This is a genomic window from Stella humosa, assembly GCF_006738645.1.
Taxonomy (GTDB): Bacteria; Pseudomonadota; Alphaproteobacteria; order ATCC43930; family Allostellaceae; genus Allostella; species Allostella humosa.
The window spans coordinates 1,333,018-1,348,975 of sequence record NZ_AP019700.1; the positions used below are offsets into that span (position 1 = coordinate 1,333,018).

Sequence of the window (15,958 nt, forward strand, 5' to 3'; positions counted from 1 at the left end):
ATGGTCTCTCCTCTGTCGGGCGCCCAGGCACGGTACAGCGAAGAGCCGAGGCGACGGAGCGGCATGTGCACCCCGCCCGCCGTCGCAAGAAAGGTGCCGGCCGGAACGTCCCGGCCGGCACCCGTAGAGGCCTACTTCTTCTCGATGTTCCACATCGGCGGCACCGACGGGACCGTGATCACGCCGCTGATCTTGTCGGAACGATAGGCGACCGGGTTCACCCACTGGCCGAACGAGATGAACGGCACCTTCTCGTAGGCGGCCTTGCTGATGTCGATGGCGATCTTCTTGCGGGCCGCCACGTCCGGGGCCAGCGCCCAGGTGCCGCGCAGCTTCTCGAAGTCCGCATCGCAGGGCCAGCCGAACCAGCTCTTCTCGCACGCCATCGGCAGCGCAGTGTTGGTCAGCGGGCTGGAAGCGCCCAGGGCCGAGCCGCCGGTGATGAAGATGTTCCAGCCACCCTGGGCCGGCGGCTCCTTCTTGGCGCGGCGAGAGACGACCGTGCCCCAGTCCATCGCCTGCACGTCGAGCTTCAGGAAGCCCGCCTTGCGCATCTGCTGGATGAGGACGAGGTTGGCCGGGTTGATGTAGGCGTGGTCGGTGGCGTGCAGCAGCGTGATCGGCTCACCCTTGTAGCCGGCCTCCTTGAAGAGCTGCTCGGCCTTCTTGTAGTCCTTGGGCGCCTTGTAGGGCTCAGAGCCCGCATCCGTCTCCATCGGCGTGCCGCAGCCGAAGTACGAGAAGCAGGGGCGCTGCAGCTTCTTGTCGGCCGCGATGGTGTCCAGGAAATCCTGGTTGTTGACGATGTGCAGCATCGCCTGCCGCGCCTTCACGTTGTTGAAGGGCGGGTGCAGGTGGTTGAGCTGCAGGATGCCGAGCGTGCCCTGGGCCGGGTGGGTCGCCAGCGTGACGCCGGGGGTGCCTTCCAGGATCGGCAGGAAGTCCGGCTGCGGGTTCTCCAGATAGTCGATCTCGCCCGCGGCCAGGGCTGCCTGGGCGGTCTGCGGATCGGGCATCCACAGCAGCTCGACGCGGTCGACCTTCACCACCTTGCCGCCGGCATGGCCGGATGCCGGCTCCTTGCGCGGGATGTAGTTGGGGTTCTTGATGTAGACGGTCTTGCTGCCCGGCACCCACTCGTCGCGCTTCAGGATGAAGGGACCGGACCCGACCACCTCGGTGATCTGCTGCATCGGGTCGGTCAGGGCCTCCTTCTCGCGCATGATGAAGGGCATCGACGTGTCAGGCTTGCCCAGCAGGTCGACGAGCAGGCTGTAGGGCTCCTTCAGCTTCCACTCGAAGGTCTTGTCGTCGAGACCGTTGATGGCGTCCGTGTACAGCATGAGCTGGCGGCCGCCGCCGTCGCGCGCAGCCCAGCGCTTGACGGACGCGATCACGTCCTTGGGCGTCACGGGGGTGCCGTCGGTGAACTTCAGCCCGTCGCGCAGCGTGAAGACATAGGTCTTCTTGTCCTCGCTGACGGTGAACTTCTCCACCATCTGCGGCTGCGTCTCGAGCTTCTCGTTCGGCGCGAACAGCATGTCGTAGACCATCATGCCGTGGATGCCGGCGATGACCTGCGTCGTCCAGATGGGGTCCAGCGTGCGCACGTCGGCGTGCATGGTGGCGCGCAGAACCTTCTGCTGCGCCAGGGCCGGCGTGGCGGGCAGTGCGGCCGCACCGGCGAGAAGAAGGGCGGCGAGCCAGCGAGCCGGCCGTTCCTGAACAGTTTTCATGATGCCTCCAAGACGAGCGGCCACGCGGGGCGCCGCCTCTGATCCGGAGGGACGGGGGCGTTGGTCGGGCCGCGACGGCCCTCAGTAGAATGCCGCCGCCCCGCCCCGGCAAGCGATTTCCGGGGCGGGGCGGCCGGGCGCTATTTCTTCTCGATATTCCACATCGCCGGGATGGAGGGCGTGGAGATGACGCCGGACAGCTTGTCCGAGCGGTACGCGACCGGGCTCGTCCACTGCGCGAACGAGACGAACGGCACCTGGTCGTAGAGTCGCTTGGACAGGTCGACCGCCAGCTTCTGGCGGGTCTCCAGGTCGGGCGCCAGGCCCCAGGCGCGCCGGGCCGCTTCGAACTCGGCGTTGCAGGGCCAGCCGACATTGGCTTTCTCGCAGCCCATGCCGATCCAGGTGTTGGTGACCGGGTTGGCCGAACTCAGCACCGTCGTGCCGGTGATGAAGATGTTCCAGCCGCCCTGGGCCGGCGTCTCGCGCTTGGCGCGGCGCGATACCACCGTGCCCCAGTCCATCGCCTGCACGTCGAGCTTCAGGAAGCTGGCGCGCCTGAGCTGCTGGATCATCACCAGGTTGGCGGGGTTGATGTACTGGTGGTCGGTGGCGTGCAGGATGGTGATGGGCTCGCCCTTGTAGCCCGCCTCCTTGAAGAGCTGCTCGGCCTTCTTCAGGTCCTTCGCCGCCTTGTAGGGCTCCGAACCGGCATCGGTCTCCATCGGCACGCCGCAGCCGAAATAGGAGTAGCAGAGCTTCTGCAGCTTCTTGTCGGCGGCGATGGTGTTGAGGAAGTCCTGGGGGTTGATGATGTGCAGCATCGCCTGCCGCGCCTTCACGTTGTTGAAGGGCGGGTGCAGGTGGTTGAGCTGGATCAGGCCCATGGTGCCCTGGGCTGGGTTGGTCTCCAGCTTGATGCCGGGGGTCGATTCCAGCATCGGCAGGAAGTCGATCTGCGGGTTCTCCAGATAGTCGATCTCGCCCGCGACCAGGGCCGACTGCGCGGTCTGCGGGTCGGGCATCCAGATGAACTCGACGCGGTCGACCTTCACCACCTTGCCGCCGGCATGGCCCGATGCCGGCTCCTTGCGCGGCACGTAGTCGGCGAACTTGGCGTATATGGTCTTCGAGCCCGGCACCCACTCGTCGCGCTTGAAGACGAACGGGCCGGAGCCCACGACCTCGGTGATCTGCTGGAAGGGGTCGACCATCGCCTCCTTCTCGCGCATCACGAAGGGCAGGTTGGTGCCCTGCTTGGCCAGCGTGTCGAGGACGAGGCCGTAGGGCTCCTTCAGCTTCCACTCGAAGGTCTTGTCGCCGGTGGCCGTGATCGAATCGGTGAAGCCCATGAGCTGCTTGCCGGCACCGTCGCGCGCACCCCAGCGCTTCATCGAGGCGACGGCGTCCTTGGCCATGACCGGCGTGCCGTCATGGAACTTCAGCCCGTCGCGCAGGGTGAAGACATAGGTCTTGCGGTCCTCGCTGACGGTCCATTTCTCGACCATCTGCGGCTGCGGCTGCAGGTTGGCGTCGCTGGAGAACAGCGTGTCGTAGACCATGGCGCCGTGGATGCCGACGATCGTCTGGGTGGTCCAGAACGGGTCGAGCTGGCGCACGTCGGCATGCATGGTGGCGCGCAGCGTCTTGGGCTGCTGGGCCAGGGCCGGCAGGCTGGCGGCGGCCAGCACCGCGGTCGACACACCGGCCACGACCAGGGTCGCAAGGCGCAGCGGCGCCTGCGTCGAACGGATATCCATTGTCCCTCCCGAAAATACGGCAGCGTTGTCGCCGGGCCGTTTCCCAATGGGCGGGAGGCCCCGGCGAACTGCTCTGCCACCAGTAGACGGCCAAGCCCGCACGCCTGCAACCGCTTTCGTTGCGCGTCCGGCGCGGCGCGCGTTGACAGGTCCCATCGACCACATGAACCTGCCGGGGCAGGCCGGATGGGCGTTGGGGGGCGCACGGAATTGGCGACAGATCCGGCCGGGCAGGGAAGCAAGGACAGCGTCGACGACGGCACCGCCGCGGCGCCGCTGCGCATCCTGTCGCACTGGCCGATGGCCGCCGGCAACAAGCTGGGCGTGCGGCCGGGCATCGCGGTCGCGATCGAGATCGCGCCCGGTTTCGTCTGCGATCCCGAGGCCGTGCCGCGCCTGCTGTCGGCCCTGGCGCCGGACCTGGAGGACGAGTTCCGCCTGGCGCGGATCGAGGGACCGGCGGCGCCGCTGCCACGTGCCTTCGCCGGCCTGCTGGTGGCGCTCCTGGCCGAGGGCCGCGACCTTGCCGCACGGGTGGGCCGGCTGCACATGGAGGCGGGGCTGCGCTGGTACGTCCTGGTGGAGGACGGCATCAGCACCCGGGCCGGGAGCGTGATCGGACTGGCGGCCGCCCTGTTCGGCCAAGCGATCGCCGGCGGGACCGCCAGCCCGGATCAGGTCCGGCGGCTGGCGGCCCTGTGCGGCAGCGCCACCGATCGCCTGCTGCATGGCGAGCGCGCCATGCTGGCGGTTGCCATCGAGGCCCGTTGCCCCGGCTGGCGCGGTGGGCGCCATGGCGGCACCATCGGGGCGATGGGCGAAGGCCGCGAGGGCGTACGGCTTCGCCACACCAGTACCATGCGCATGACGAGCCTGGGTGCCGACATGGCCGAGCGCAAGGATCGGACGCAGATCCGCCTGGCCCGGGCCGGCCTGCCGGTGCCGCGCCAGGTCCGCGTGGCCGATGCCGCCGCGGCCTGTGCGGCGGCGTTGGAAATAGGCTATCCGGTCGTGGTCAAGCCGGTGGACGCCAGCAACGCCCGCGGCGTCTCGACGGGCCTGTCGACACCGGAGGCGGTGACGGCGGCCTTCGGCCTTGCGCGCGGCCACTCGTCCAGCATCGTCGTCGAATCGCAGCTTCCGGGCGAAGCATTCCGCCTGCTGGTCATCGGCGGGAAACTGGTCGCAACCGTGCTGAGCGCGCCGGCCCGCCTCGTCGGCGACGGCGTCCGGACCCTGGGCGAACTGGTCGAGGCGGCCAACCGGATTCCCGCCCGCCAGCGGCCGCGACCAATCCAGCGCCGGATCGAGTGGACGGCAGAGATCCTGGACTATCTGGGCCAGCGCGGCATGGGGCCAGAGACGGTCCCGGACGCCGGCGCGATCGTCGCCCTCCACTGGAGCGGGCATGGCGGGCGCGGCGGCTCGGCCATCGCAGTCACCGGTCCGGTCCATCCCGACAACCGCCGCGCCGCCTGCCAGGCGGCCGAGGTGATCGGCGTCGACGTCTGCGGCATCGACATGGTCCTGCCCGATATCGCCCGTTCCTGGCGCGAGACGGGGGGCGGCATCTGCGAGGTCAACCGCGCGCCCGGCATGCGCTATCACATCGTGGCCGATGGCCCGGATACGCCGGTGCTGGGCCGGTATGTCGACTATCTGCTGGCCCGGCCCGGCCAGCCGGATAGGGCCATGCCGCGCACCATTCCGATCCTGGTGTTCGTCGGCGGGGACGAACTGGAACAGCCGGCGCTCGCTTGTGCCCGCCGGCTCGAAAGCGGCGGGCTGGCCGTGGGGATCGCCACGGCCGGCAGCTATGCGGCGGCCGGGCTGCCCCTGGCCGATCCCGGGATCGGGTCGCCGCTGCGCCTGGCGCGCCTGGTCGACGACCCGGCCGTCGCCGCGGTGGTGGCCGTCGTGCCGGCGGCGGCACTGCTGGCGGACGGCCTGGGCCATGGGCGCGTCGACCTGGCGATCTTTGCCGATGCCCGCCCGCCGCCCGCGGTCGCCAGCCTGCTGGGAAGGCTTGGGGCCGCGATCCTCTCGGTGGCGGACCTGGCGGATGGCAGGATCGTCGCCGACCTGCTCGCCCGGCATCCGGCCGGCGAGAGGTACGGCCGTTGACAGCCGGCCGCATGCCCCTCGACCTTACCAGCCTGGAACCGCATGGAGAGGGGCGCGGGGTGCCAACAGGCCGGGAGGACGATGGAGGGAACGCCGGGGCCGGTGCGGCCGGCCCGCTGACCGTCATCGGCCACCTGTCGGTTGCGGCGGGCAACAGCCTCGGCCGCCGCCCGGCCCTGGCCGTCACGATCGAGACCGCCCCCGACGCTGCCTGCGACCATCAAGTGGTCGGCGCCCTTCTGTCGACCCTGGGCAGCGATCTGGAGGATGAGTTCCGGATGGCGCGGGTCACGGGATCGCCGGCCCCGCTGCCACGCGCCTTCGCCGGCATCATGGTGGCGCTGCTGGCCCAGGGCAGCGATCTCGCCGCCCGGGTGCACGCCCTGCCGCCCGCGGGGCGCCCGCGCTGGCTGGTCCTGATCGAGAACGGCGTGGCGCTGCGGGCCGAGGCGGTGCTGGGCCTGGCGGTGGAACTGCTGCGTTGCGCGATCGCCGGGCAGGTGGCGGACCAGCCCGTCGAGCGGTGGCTGGAGGCCCACTGCGGCACGGCCTCCGACCGCTTCGGGCGTCTGGAACGGGCGGCCACGGTCCGCGCGGTCGAGGCGCGCGGCCATGTCTGGCGGGGCGGGCCGCGCGGGCCGGTCGGCGTGATCGGCGAAGGGCGCCGGGCCGTCCGCCTGCGCCATACCGTCACCATGCGCACAATGTATCCGGGCGCGATATTGGGGGAGCGCAAGGACCGGACCGTGCAGCGGCTGGCGCGCGCCGGCCTGCCGGTCGCGCGACAGGTTCGCGTGGCCGATGCCGCCGCGGCCCGGGCGGCGGCGGCCGAGATCGGTTTCCCGGTCGTGGTGAAGCCACTCGACCGGAGCAATGCCCGCGGCGTCACCATCGGCCTGACGACGCCGGAGGACGTGAGCGCGGCGTATGCCGCGGCTAGTGCGTACTCGCCCGATATCGCGGTGGAGGCGCAGTTGCCGGGCCTTGCCTATCGCCTCCTGACGATCGACGGTCGGTTCGTGGCGGCGGTCGTCAGCACGCCGGGACGCCTCGTCGGCGACGGGCGGCGCTCGCTGCGCGAACTGGTGGACGAGGCCAATCGCATACCCCGGCGCCAGCGGCCGCGGCCGATCCAGCGCCCGATCGCCTGGACGCCGGAGATCATCGAGCACCTCGCCCGGCACGGCCTGGAGCCGGACGGGGTGCCGGCCGCCGGATCGGTCGTGTCGCTGCACTGGAGCGAGCAGGGGCGTCATGGCGGCTCCATCCTGGGGGTCGATGGCCCTATCCACCCCGACAACCGCATGGCCGCCTGCCAGGCGGCCGACCTGGTCGGCATCGACGTCTGCGGCATCGACATGGTCCTGCCCGACATCGCCCGTTCCTGGCGCGAGACGGGGGGCGGCATCTGCGAGGTCAATCGTTCGCCGGGCCTGCGCTATCACATGGTGGCCGATGGCGCCGAAACGCCCGTGCTGGGCCGCTACCTCGACCATCTGCTCGATTGTCCGTGCCCGTGCCCGTTCGGCCCGTCCGGCGCGGATGGCCCGGGCGGGCCCCGCACCATCCCGATCCTGGTCTTCGTCGGCGGCGGCGAAATGGAAGCGCCGGCGCTGGCCGCCGCCGCCCGGCTGGAGCGGCACGGCCTGGCCCCGGGCCTGGCGACGGCCAGCCGCTACATGGCGGCGGGGCTGCCGCTGGTCGATCCAGGACGCAACCAGGCGGGCCGGGTGCGCCGGCTGGTCGACGACCCCGCGATCGGTGCCGTGGTGGTGGTGGTCGAGCCGGCCGCCCTGCTGGCGCAGGGGTTCGGTCACGAGCGGGCCGATCTGGCGATCCTCGCTGACCGGCCGGGGGCGCTGGCCGAGCGGGCGGCGGCCGTGCTGGCCGGCATCGGGGCCGCGCGGGCTTCGCTCGCCATGGCGGCGGACGGTATCGTGATCGACCGGATTGCCGTGGCGCATCAGGGTGGGAACCATGGCGACGTCAGGTGGACCGATGGTGGGTACTGAGGCCGCCGGCCGCCATGCCGGCTGGGACAGGGTGCCGGCGATGCAGGCGATCCTGCGCCAGGCGGCCTTGCGCGGGCTGTCGCCGCGGGACGGCGGCGACGGCCTCTGGCATGTCGGCGAGGGGCGGCACCTTTGCCGCTTCGACCACCAGTTCAGCGACCGCACGCCGTTCCTGGCGGCCCAGCTCTGCCACAGCCGGTGGCTGACCCATGAAGCCCTGACCCAGGCGGGGCTGCCCGTGCCGCAGAGCGCGGCCGCCGCCTCCGTGGCGGACGCGGTCGCCCGGGCGGCCGTCGTCGACGGGCCCGTCGTCCTGCGGCCGATCCGCTCGGGCGCCTTGTCGCGGCCATCGGGTGCCGCCGATGGCGCGGCTGCCGTTGCTGCCGCCTATGCCGCCCTGCCACCCGGCGGGGTCCTGGTGTCCGCCGCCGTTCGCGGCCAGGCGTACCGCTTCATCGTCCTCGACGGCGTCGCGGTCCAGGGGCCGCCCGCGGCCCATCCCCTCAACGTCCGCCTGGTCGAGCGCGCGGCGGCGGTCTGCCAGATCGAGCTGGCGGTCGTCGAGCTGACCATCGCCGATGTCCGACAGCCCTTCCCGGCGGCGGGCGGAATGCTGACCGCGCTCGATCCCGGGCTGCTGCCCGCGGCCCTGGCGGCCCATGGCGACGGGGCGGCGCTGGCCGCCCGGTATCTCGACCATCTCTATCCGCCGCCGGCGAACGGGCGCATCCCGATCCTTGCCGTCATCGGCGGCAATGGCGACGCCGTGGCGGCCATCCTTGGCACCGCGCTCGCGGCGGTCGGCAGGTCGGTCGGCATCGCGACGCGGCACGGCCTGTCGGTCGGCGGGCTCACCCTCTTCCTCGACGACCGGCGGGGTTCCGATGCCCTGGCCCTGCTGGTCGACCACCAGTCGGTCGATGCCGCCGTGGTCGAGATTGAGGCGGCAGGCCTGCCCCGGCGCGGCCTTGGCCATCCGGCCGTCGACCTGGTCCTGTTCGGCGACGGGCCTGTCGATGCGGACACGGTCGCCTGGCTGGCCGACCGCACGCGCCTGGGCTTCATCGCCCCGGCCGGCCGCCTGCCGGACGGCCGTATGCTGGACGGGGCGTCCAAGGCCGGCCTGGTGCACTTTCCCGCCGCCGACCGCCGGCCGGACAGCCTGGCGGCGGCGGCGATCGCCGCCCTTGCCGTGACGCACCGGTAGAACCGCACCCGGCGCCTCGCGGCGTTGACTTGGCGCCGACCCGGCCGCTAACTGCCGCCATCCGTTTCGACCCCATCCAGAACCCATCAGGGAGACGACAGGAATGACGCGCGCCAACGCCCGCACCGGCGGGCAGCTGCTGGTCGACACGCTCAAGGTGAACGGCGTCGACACGGTGTTCCAGGTGGCGGGCGAGAGCTTCCTCGCCGTGCTCGATGCGCTCTACGACGCGCGCGACGACATTCGCTGCATCACCTGCCGGCAGGAGGGCGGGGCCGCCTTCATGGCCGAGGCCTATGGCAAGCTGACCGGCAAGCCCGGCGTGCTGCTGGTGACGCGCGGGCCGGGCGCCTGCAACGCCTCGATCGGCGTCCATACCGCGCACCAGGATTCGACGCCGATGGTCGTCCTGATCGGCCAGGTGGCGCGCGACCAGGCCGAGCGCGAGGCCTTCCAGGAGGTCGATTTCCGCCGCATGTACGGCCAGCTCGCCAAGTGGGTGGGCCAGATCGAGAGCGCCGACCGGGTGCCGGAATATGTCAGCCGGGCCTTCCACATCGCCACCTCCGGCCGCCCCGGCCCCGTCGTGCTGGCCCTGCCCGAGGACATGCTGCGCGACCTGTCCGAGGCGACCGTGCCCGGCCCCCATCGTCCGGCCAAGGCCCATCCCGGCCCCGACGACATGGCCCGCCTGCGCGCGATGCTGGCTGCCGCCAAGCGGCCGCTGCTGCTGGTGGGCGGCGGCGACTGGACGGACCGCTCGGGTGCCGCCATCCAGGCCTGGGCCGAGGCGAACGGCGTGCCGACGGCCTGCTCGTTCCGCCGCTTCGACGTGGTCGACAACCAGAGCCCGATCTATGTCGGCGACCTCGGCACGGGTGCAGCCAAGGACCTGACGAAGCTGACCAAGGACGCCGACCTGCTGATCGCGGTGGGCGCGCGCCTGGGCGAGATCACGACCCAGGGCTACGACCTGCTGGATTCGCCGGAGCCGCGCCAGACGCTGATCCACGTCCATCCCTCGGCCGAGGAACTGGGCCGCGTGTTCCGCCCGACCTTGGGCATCCAGTCCGGCGTCGAGGGATTCGCCGCCGCCGTCTCGGCGCTGCCCCCGGTCGATGGCAGCGCCTGGGCCGGCTGGCTGAAGGGTGCGCGCGCGGCCTATGAGGGGCAGCTTACGCCCGGCGCCTATGGCGGGCCGATGCATGTCGGCGAGGCGATGGTGGCGCTGCGGGCGATGCTGCCGCGGGACGCGATCATCGCGACGGACGCCGGCAACGCCAGCGGTTGGCCGCAGCGCTTCCTGCAATTCGGCCGGCCCGGCCGTTTCCTCGGCCCGACCTCGGGTGCCATGGGTTATGCGGTGCCGGCCGCCGTCGCGGCCGCCATCACCCATCCCGGCCGCCGGGTGGTGGGCTTTGCCGGCGACGGCGCCTTCATGATGTCGGGGCAGGAGATCGCGACCGCCATCCAGTATGGCGCCACGCCGATCATCGTCATCCTCAACAACAACATGTACGGCACGATCCGCATGCACCAGGAGCGCGATTTCCCCGCCCGCGTGCACGGCACCCAGTTGACCAACCCCGACTTCGCGGCACTGGCCCGGGCCTATGGCGCCCATGGCGAGACGGTGGAGCGCACGGCCGACTTCGCGCCGGCGTTCCAGCGGGCCTGCGATTCCGGCAAGCTGGCGGTGATCGAGGTGAAGACCGATCCCGACCTGATCACCACCCGCACGACGCTGACGGCGCTCCGCGAGGGGGCGCTGGCAAAGCAGTAGGGGCGGCCGGTCCGCCGCCCTCGACGGGCTGCCTGCCAGCATGACATGGTGGCCGGGCAGTCGAGGACGGCGGACATGCCCGTGGCCAAGACCCCACCTCTGGCAGGAATGACGCTGCTCCGCGGCTGGCGCGCGCCCTTGCGCGTGCAGATCGGCGCGCTGTTCCTGACGCTGCTGGCGGCCGTCTCGCTCGCGCTGGGCGTCGTCGCCAGCCGGCAGTCGCGCGCCTTGGTCGACGAGGCGACCATGGCGTCCTTCGCCGGCGCGGCCGACCTGGCCCTGCAGGAACTGCGGCGGCTGGAGGGGACGGCGCGCAATGCGGCCGAGGCGCTGGCGGCCGACCCAATCGCCCAAGCCGCCACGGCCGAAGAAAGCCGCGTGGGGCTGCACGCACCCATGGGGGACAGCCGTGCCGACCTGCATTCACTGGCGGCGATCCTGCGCGCCGGCAGCGACATCTCGGCCGCTTATGTCGGCTGGCCGAACGGCGATTTCGTCCTGCTGCGCCCGGTCGGGCCGCTGGCCGGGCGCCAGCCGGACGTCCTGGCCCGCCTGCTCAGCCTGCCGGCCGGCGCCATCTGGCTGGCGCAATGGTCGAGCGAGGGCGGCCAGCGGTTCGACTATCTCGATGGCGATCTCGGCCTGATCGAGACCCGGCGCCGGCCGGAGTTCCACTTCGACCCGCGCCTGCGTCCCTGGTTCGTCGATGCATCGGCCGCCGACGGCACCATCGTCACCCATCCTTACCGCTTCTTCACCACCGGCTCGCCCGGGATCAGTGCTGCCAAGCGCAGCACCTCGGGCGCGGTGGCCGGGGTCGACCTGTCGCTGTGGGACCTTTCCCTCCGCCTGCCGGCCGGACGCCCGGTGCCGTCGACCCAGGCCGTGGTGGTCGACCGCGCGGGCGTGGTGCTGGCGGACGCCGACGCGGAGCGGCTACGGCGCATCGTCGTGTCGCGGCCGGGCAACGGCCCGGTCGACCACAGCAAGCTGCCGATGGCGTCCGAACTGAACTCGCCGGTGGTGACCGCCCTGGCCGAGCGCTGGCGGGCCGATCCGCAGTCTTTCTCGGGCCTGGTGGAAGTCGGCGGCCGAGAATGGCGGGCGGCGCTCGCCCCCCTGGATACCCATGGGCTGGCCCTGGCCATCGCGGCTGCGACCGACGAACTGGGCGCCGGGCCCAACGCCATCCGCGACCGGCTGCTGCTGGTCTGCGCGCTGGCCCTGGCACTGGCCGTGCCGATCGTCTGGCTGGCGGCGCGCCTGGTGGCCCGCCCGGTCGAGGCCTTTGCCCGCGAGGCCGAGGCGGTGGCGCGGCTGGACTTCTCGGCCCGGCCGCCGCTGGCGACGCCGGTGGCCGAACTGGCGCGGCTCGACGAATCGGTGGCGTCGATGCGCGGTGCGCTCCGCAGCTTCGACGCGGTGTCGCGCGGCTTTGCCGAAGAGCAGGACAGCCACGGCGTTCTGGCCTCGACATTGGACGCGCTGATGACGGCGGGCGAGGCCACGCGCGGTGTCGCCTGGGTCGGCGACGGGCGGGACGGCCCGCCGGACGTGGTGGTGGTCCGCGGCGACTGGCCGGCGCTGCCACAGGCAGGCGCGGTGTCCGCCGTGCCCGAACTGGTCCGCCGCATCGCCGCCGCCGATGGCCCGTTCGCCGCGGTCGCGGCGGCGGACGACCCCGCCCTGGGCGAACTTGCAGGCGGCAGCGGCCGCCTGGCGCTGCTGTGCGTGCCGCTGCGGGCCGGCGGCGAGCGGGTGATCGGCGTGCTGGCCGTGGCAAGGCCGGCGGATGACGGCCGCGATTTCTCGGCGTCGGTGCTGTCGCTGTCGCAGGCGATCGCGCGGCCCGTGGCGTTGGCGGTCGACCGCTGCCGCCTGATCGCCAGCCAGCGTGCGGCACTGGAGCAGCTTCGCCTGCTGGAGACGGCCGTCTCGCGCCTGAACGACCTTATCCTGATTACCGAGGCCGAGCCGATCGAGGCGCCGGACGGGCCGCGCATCGTTTATGTCAACGCCGCATTCGAGCGCCGCACCGGCTTCACCCGGGCGGAGGCGATCGGCGCCACGCCGCGCATCCTGCAGGGGCCGAAGACCGACCGCGCGGAGCTCGCCCGGATCCACGAGGCGATGCGCCACTGGCAGCCGGTGCGCAGCGAGTTGGTGAACTACACCAAGGACGGCCGCGAGATGTGGCTGGAGCTGGACATCGTGCCTATTGCCGATGCCACCGGCTGGTTCACCAACTGGGTCGCGGTCGAGCGCGACGTGACCGAGCGCAAGAAGGTGGAGGCCGCGGCGCGCGTCAGCCAGGAGCGCTTCCAGCTCGTCGCCCAGGCGACCAGCGACGTCATCTGGGACTGGGAGATGGCGTCGGACGCGATCTGGTGGAACGACGGACTGCTGACGATCTTCGGGCATGATCCGGCGAAAGTGCAGCCCTGCTCGGAATCCTGGACGAGCCGCATCCATCCCGACGACCGCGACCGCGTGGTCGGGGGCATCCACGCCATCATCGACGGCGATGGGCGAAGCTGGATGGACGAGTACCGCTTCGTCCGTGGCGACGGCAGCTTCGCCATGGTCATCGACCGCGGCTTCGTCATCCGTGACGCGACGGGCGCGGCGTTGCGCATGCTGGGCAGCATGACCGACGTGACCGAGCGCCGGGAGCTGGACGAGCGCCTGCGCCAGTCGCAGAAGCTGGAGGCGGTGGGTCAGCTCACGGGTGGCGTCGCCCATGATTTCAACAACCTGCTGACCGTCATCATCGGCAATGCCGAGGTGCTGGTGGAAGGACTTGCCGACGATCCCGCCCTGCTGCCCCTGGCCGAGATGACGGCGACGGCCGGCGAGCGCGCGGCCGAGCTGACCGGGCGCCTGCTCGCCTTTGCCCGCCGCCAGGCGCTGGAGCCGCGGATCGTCGACCTCGCGGCCCTGCTGCCGGGCATGGAAGCGCTGCTGCGCCGCACGCTTTCGGGCAACATCGATTTCTCCATCGCCGTGGCCGAGGGGCTGTGGCCGGCGATGGTCGACCCGGGCCAGCTCGAGGTGGCGATCCTCAACCTGGCGCTCAATGCCCGCGATGCCATGCCCGACGGCGGACGCCTGACCATCGCGGCCGAGAACGTCGTGCTCGACCCCGACTATGCCCGCGCCCACCAGGAGGTGACCCCCGGCAGCTACGTCATGCTGTTCGTGGCCGATACCGGCACCGGCATGCCGCCTGACGTGGCCGACCGCGCGTTCGATCCCTTCTTCACCACCAAGGAAGTGGGCAAGGGCTCCGGCCTCGGCCTCAGCATGGTCTATGGCTTCGTCAAGCAGTCGCGCGGCCATGCCATCATCGAGACCGGGGTCGGGGTCGGCACGACGGTGCGGCTCTACCTGCCGCGCGCCAATGCCGCCCGGCCGGCGGCCCCGGTCGCGGCGCCGACGCGCCCACCGACGGGCGCGGCCGAACATATCCTGCTGGTCGAGGACCACCAGTTGGTGCGCGAGAACGCGCTCGGCCAACTGCTCGCGCTGGGCTATCGCGTGACCGCGGTCGCCACCGGGCCGGAGGGCCTGGCGGTGGTCGAGGGGCCGGCCGACATCGATCTGCTCTTTACCGACGTCATCATGCCGGGCGGCATGAACGGCCGCCAGTTGGCCGACGCCGCGCGCCGCCTGCGCCCCGGGCTGCCGGTGCTGCTGACGTCCGGCTACGCCGACCAGGGCGTGATCGAAGGCGGGCCGGAGGATGCCGGCTACCCGCTGCTGAGCAAGCCCTATCGCCGCGACGGCCTGGCGGCCAAGGTGCGGGCCGTCCTGGATGGACGATAGGCCGAGAATCTTCTGAACCATCCGGCGGCTTCGCGCGACCGAGGGGGACAACGGTTTTCAACCGCCCCCATCGGAAGCCCGGACCATGAACCGCCCCCTCCAGACCGCCCTTCGCGCCGCCGCCTTCCTCGTCGCCATCGCCTCCGGGATCGGCGCCTTCGCCGCCACCGAGACGCGCGGCCAGGCCGCCGTCGCCGAGGAAGCCGGCCTGATGGCGCATTTCGCCGACGACGTCCGCACGCTGAACCCGGTCGGCCAGGCGCCGCGCGCCGACCTGTCCTTCTGCCGCGGCTCGGTCGTGGCCGTGTCCTACCGCGTTGCCGCCACGCCCGACCAGGTGCGCCGGCTGCACGAGGCGGCGATGCGCAAGTACGGCGCGCCGATCGCCGCCCCGATCGCCATCAGCCATGGCGCGGTCGCCCCCCTGGTCTATCGCATGGGCGATGTCTCGCTCACCGTCGAGAGCACCATCGACGAGGTCATGACCCACCACCGGCGCCGCAGCGCCTGCACCCTTCGGGCGAGCTGATACGGACCCGATCAGCCCGTCCGGGGCTGGGCCCGTTCGCCGCGCGGCGAGCGGGCCCGAGCCATTTCCGCGCCCGCCTCAGCCGAGCGCGATCGCGTGCCGCGCCAGGAAGTCGCGAAAGCCCGCCCGCTCCGGCACCGATAGCTGGCGGGCCACGTTCTCCGACCAGGGGCAATAGTCGACGATGCCGTAGCGTTCGCCATGGCGCTGCGAGGCCGGTGCCACCGGGGCGCGGGCATGGCGCCGGCGGTCATAGGCCTCGATCAGCTCGGGCAGTGCCGCGTCGTCGTAGCGGTCGACATGGACGACGGCCGCCGGCGGCAGCCGCATCGACACCCGGCCCTCGGCGGCCGGCCAGCCCAGGCAGAAGCCGGCGATCGGGAAGACGCCATCCGGCAGCTCCAGCAGGGCCGCCAGGTCGTCGATGCGGTTGCGCACCATGCTGATGCAGCAGCAGCCCAGCCCCGCCGCCTCCGATGCCAGCAGGAACGTCTCCATCGCCAGCCCGGCGTCGACCGCCGCATTCATGAAGCTGTCGGCATTGTCGTTGGCATTGGGCCGGCCGCGCAGCTCGCCCATCCGCCGCCCGCGCCGCATGTCGCCCAGGAAGACCAGGAACACAGGGGCCTCGGCCACCCAGGGCTGCGCCGGCAGCCAGGAGGCGATCGCCGCCCGGCGGGCCGGGTCCTTCACCACCAGGATCGAATACTGCTGCAGGTCGGACTTGGCCGGCGCCGACTGCGCGCAGGCCAGCAGCAATGCCAGCAGGCCGTCCGGGATGGGGTCGGGCTTCAGGCGGCGGATGGTGCGGCGGCCGAGGATGCGCGCCAGGGCCGGCGGCACCGCTTCCGGCACGCCATCCGGCGGGGCCAGGCCGAAGCGGGCATCCCAGAGCTGGGCGGTGGTCGGGGCAGGCGGCGGGTCGTCGGCCATGGCGTTCCTCCGGTCTTCGTTGCCCGCACTATGCCGCTCTTGACGGACG

General features: G+C 71.9%; 9 protein-coding genes. 6 read left to right on the forward strand and 3 right to left on the reverse strand.

From position 1 onward, the window contains the following. Positions 1 to 131: 131 nt before the first annotated feature. Positions 132 to 1,736, reverse strand: a complete 1,605-nt coding sequence (locus tag STVA_RS06315; RefSeq protein ID WP_123689442.1) for an ABC transporter substrate-binding protein — start codon at positions 1,734 to 1,736, stop codon at positions 132 to 134. 140 nt (positions 1,737 to 1,876) lie between these two features. Continuing rightward, positions 1,877 to 3,496, reverse strand: coding sequence for an ABC transporter substrate-binding protein (locus STVA_RS06320; RefSeq protein WP_197735803.1), 1,620 nt, complete (start codon positions 3,494 to 3,496; stop codon positions 1,877 to 1,879). A gap of 210 nt (positions 3,497 to 3,706) precedes the next feature. On the opposite strand from STVA_RS06320, the gene STVA_RS06325 reads away from it, so the two are divergent. The 6 genes from STVA_RS06325 (at position 3,707) to STVA_RS06350 (ending at position 14,976) form a co-directional block, all read left to right on the forward strand. Then, positions 3,707 to 5,620 (forward strand): hypothetical protein, encoded by a 1,914-nt coding sequence (locus STVA_RS06325; protein WP_142235682.1) that lies wholly within the window; start codon positions 3,707 to 3,709, stop codon positions 5,618 to 5,620. A 59-nt stretch (positions 5,621 to 5,679) separates the two neighbouring features. Continuing rightward, positions 5,680 to 7,632, forward strand: coding sequence for an acetate--CoA ligase family protein (locus STVA_RS06330; protein ID WP_123689440.1), 1,953 nt, complete (start codon positions 5,680 to 5,682; stop codon positions 7,630 to 7,632). After that, a complete protein-coding gene (locus STVA_RS06335; RefSeq protein WP_123689439.1) occupies positions 7,619 to 8,839 on the forward strand; it encodes a hypothetical protein in 1,221 nt (406 codons plus the stop codon). Before STVA_RS06330 ends, STVA_RS06335 begins: the two co-directional genes overlap by 14 nt. A 103-nt stretch (positions 8,840 to 8,942) precedes the next feature. Further along, entirely contained in the window at positions 8,943 to 10,622 is a 1,680-nt protein-coding gene (locus STVA_RS06340; RefSeq protein WP_123689438.1) for a thiamine pyrophosphate-binding protein, read from the forward strand. Positions 10,623 to 10,697: 75 nt separating this feature from the next. Then, positions 10,698 to 14,447, forward strand: a complete 3,750-nt coding sequence (locus tag STVA_RS06345) for a PAS domain S-box protein (protein ID WP_170216430.1) — start codon at positions 10,698 to 10,700, stop codon at positions 14,445 to 14,447. A gap of 85 nt (positions 14,448 to 14,532) precedes the next feature. Beyond that, positions 14,533 to 14,976, forward strand: coding sequence for a hypothetical protein (locus tag STVA_RS06350; protein ID WP_123689436.1), 444 nt, complete (start codon positions 14,533 to 14,535; stop codon positions 14,974 to 14,976). Positions 14,977 to 15,054: 78 nt separating this feature from the next. On the opposite strand, the gene STVA_RS06355 is transcribed toward STVA_RS06350, so the two are convergent. Next, positions 15,055 to 15,909, reverse strand: a complete 855-nt coding sequence (locus STVA_RS06355) for a nitroreductase family protein (RefSeq protein WP_123689435.1) — start codon at positions 15,907 to 15,909, stop codon at positions 15,055 to 15,057. Positions 15,910 to 15,958: the final 49 nt, after the last annotated feature.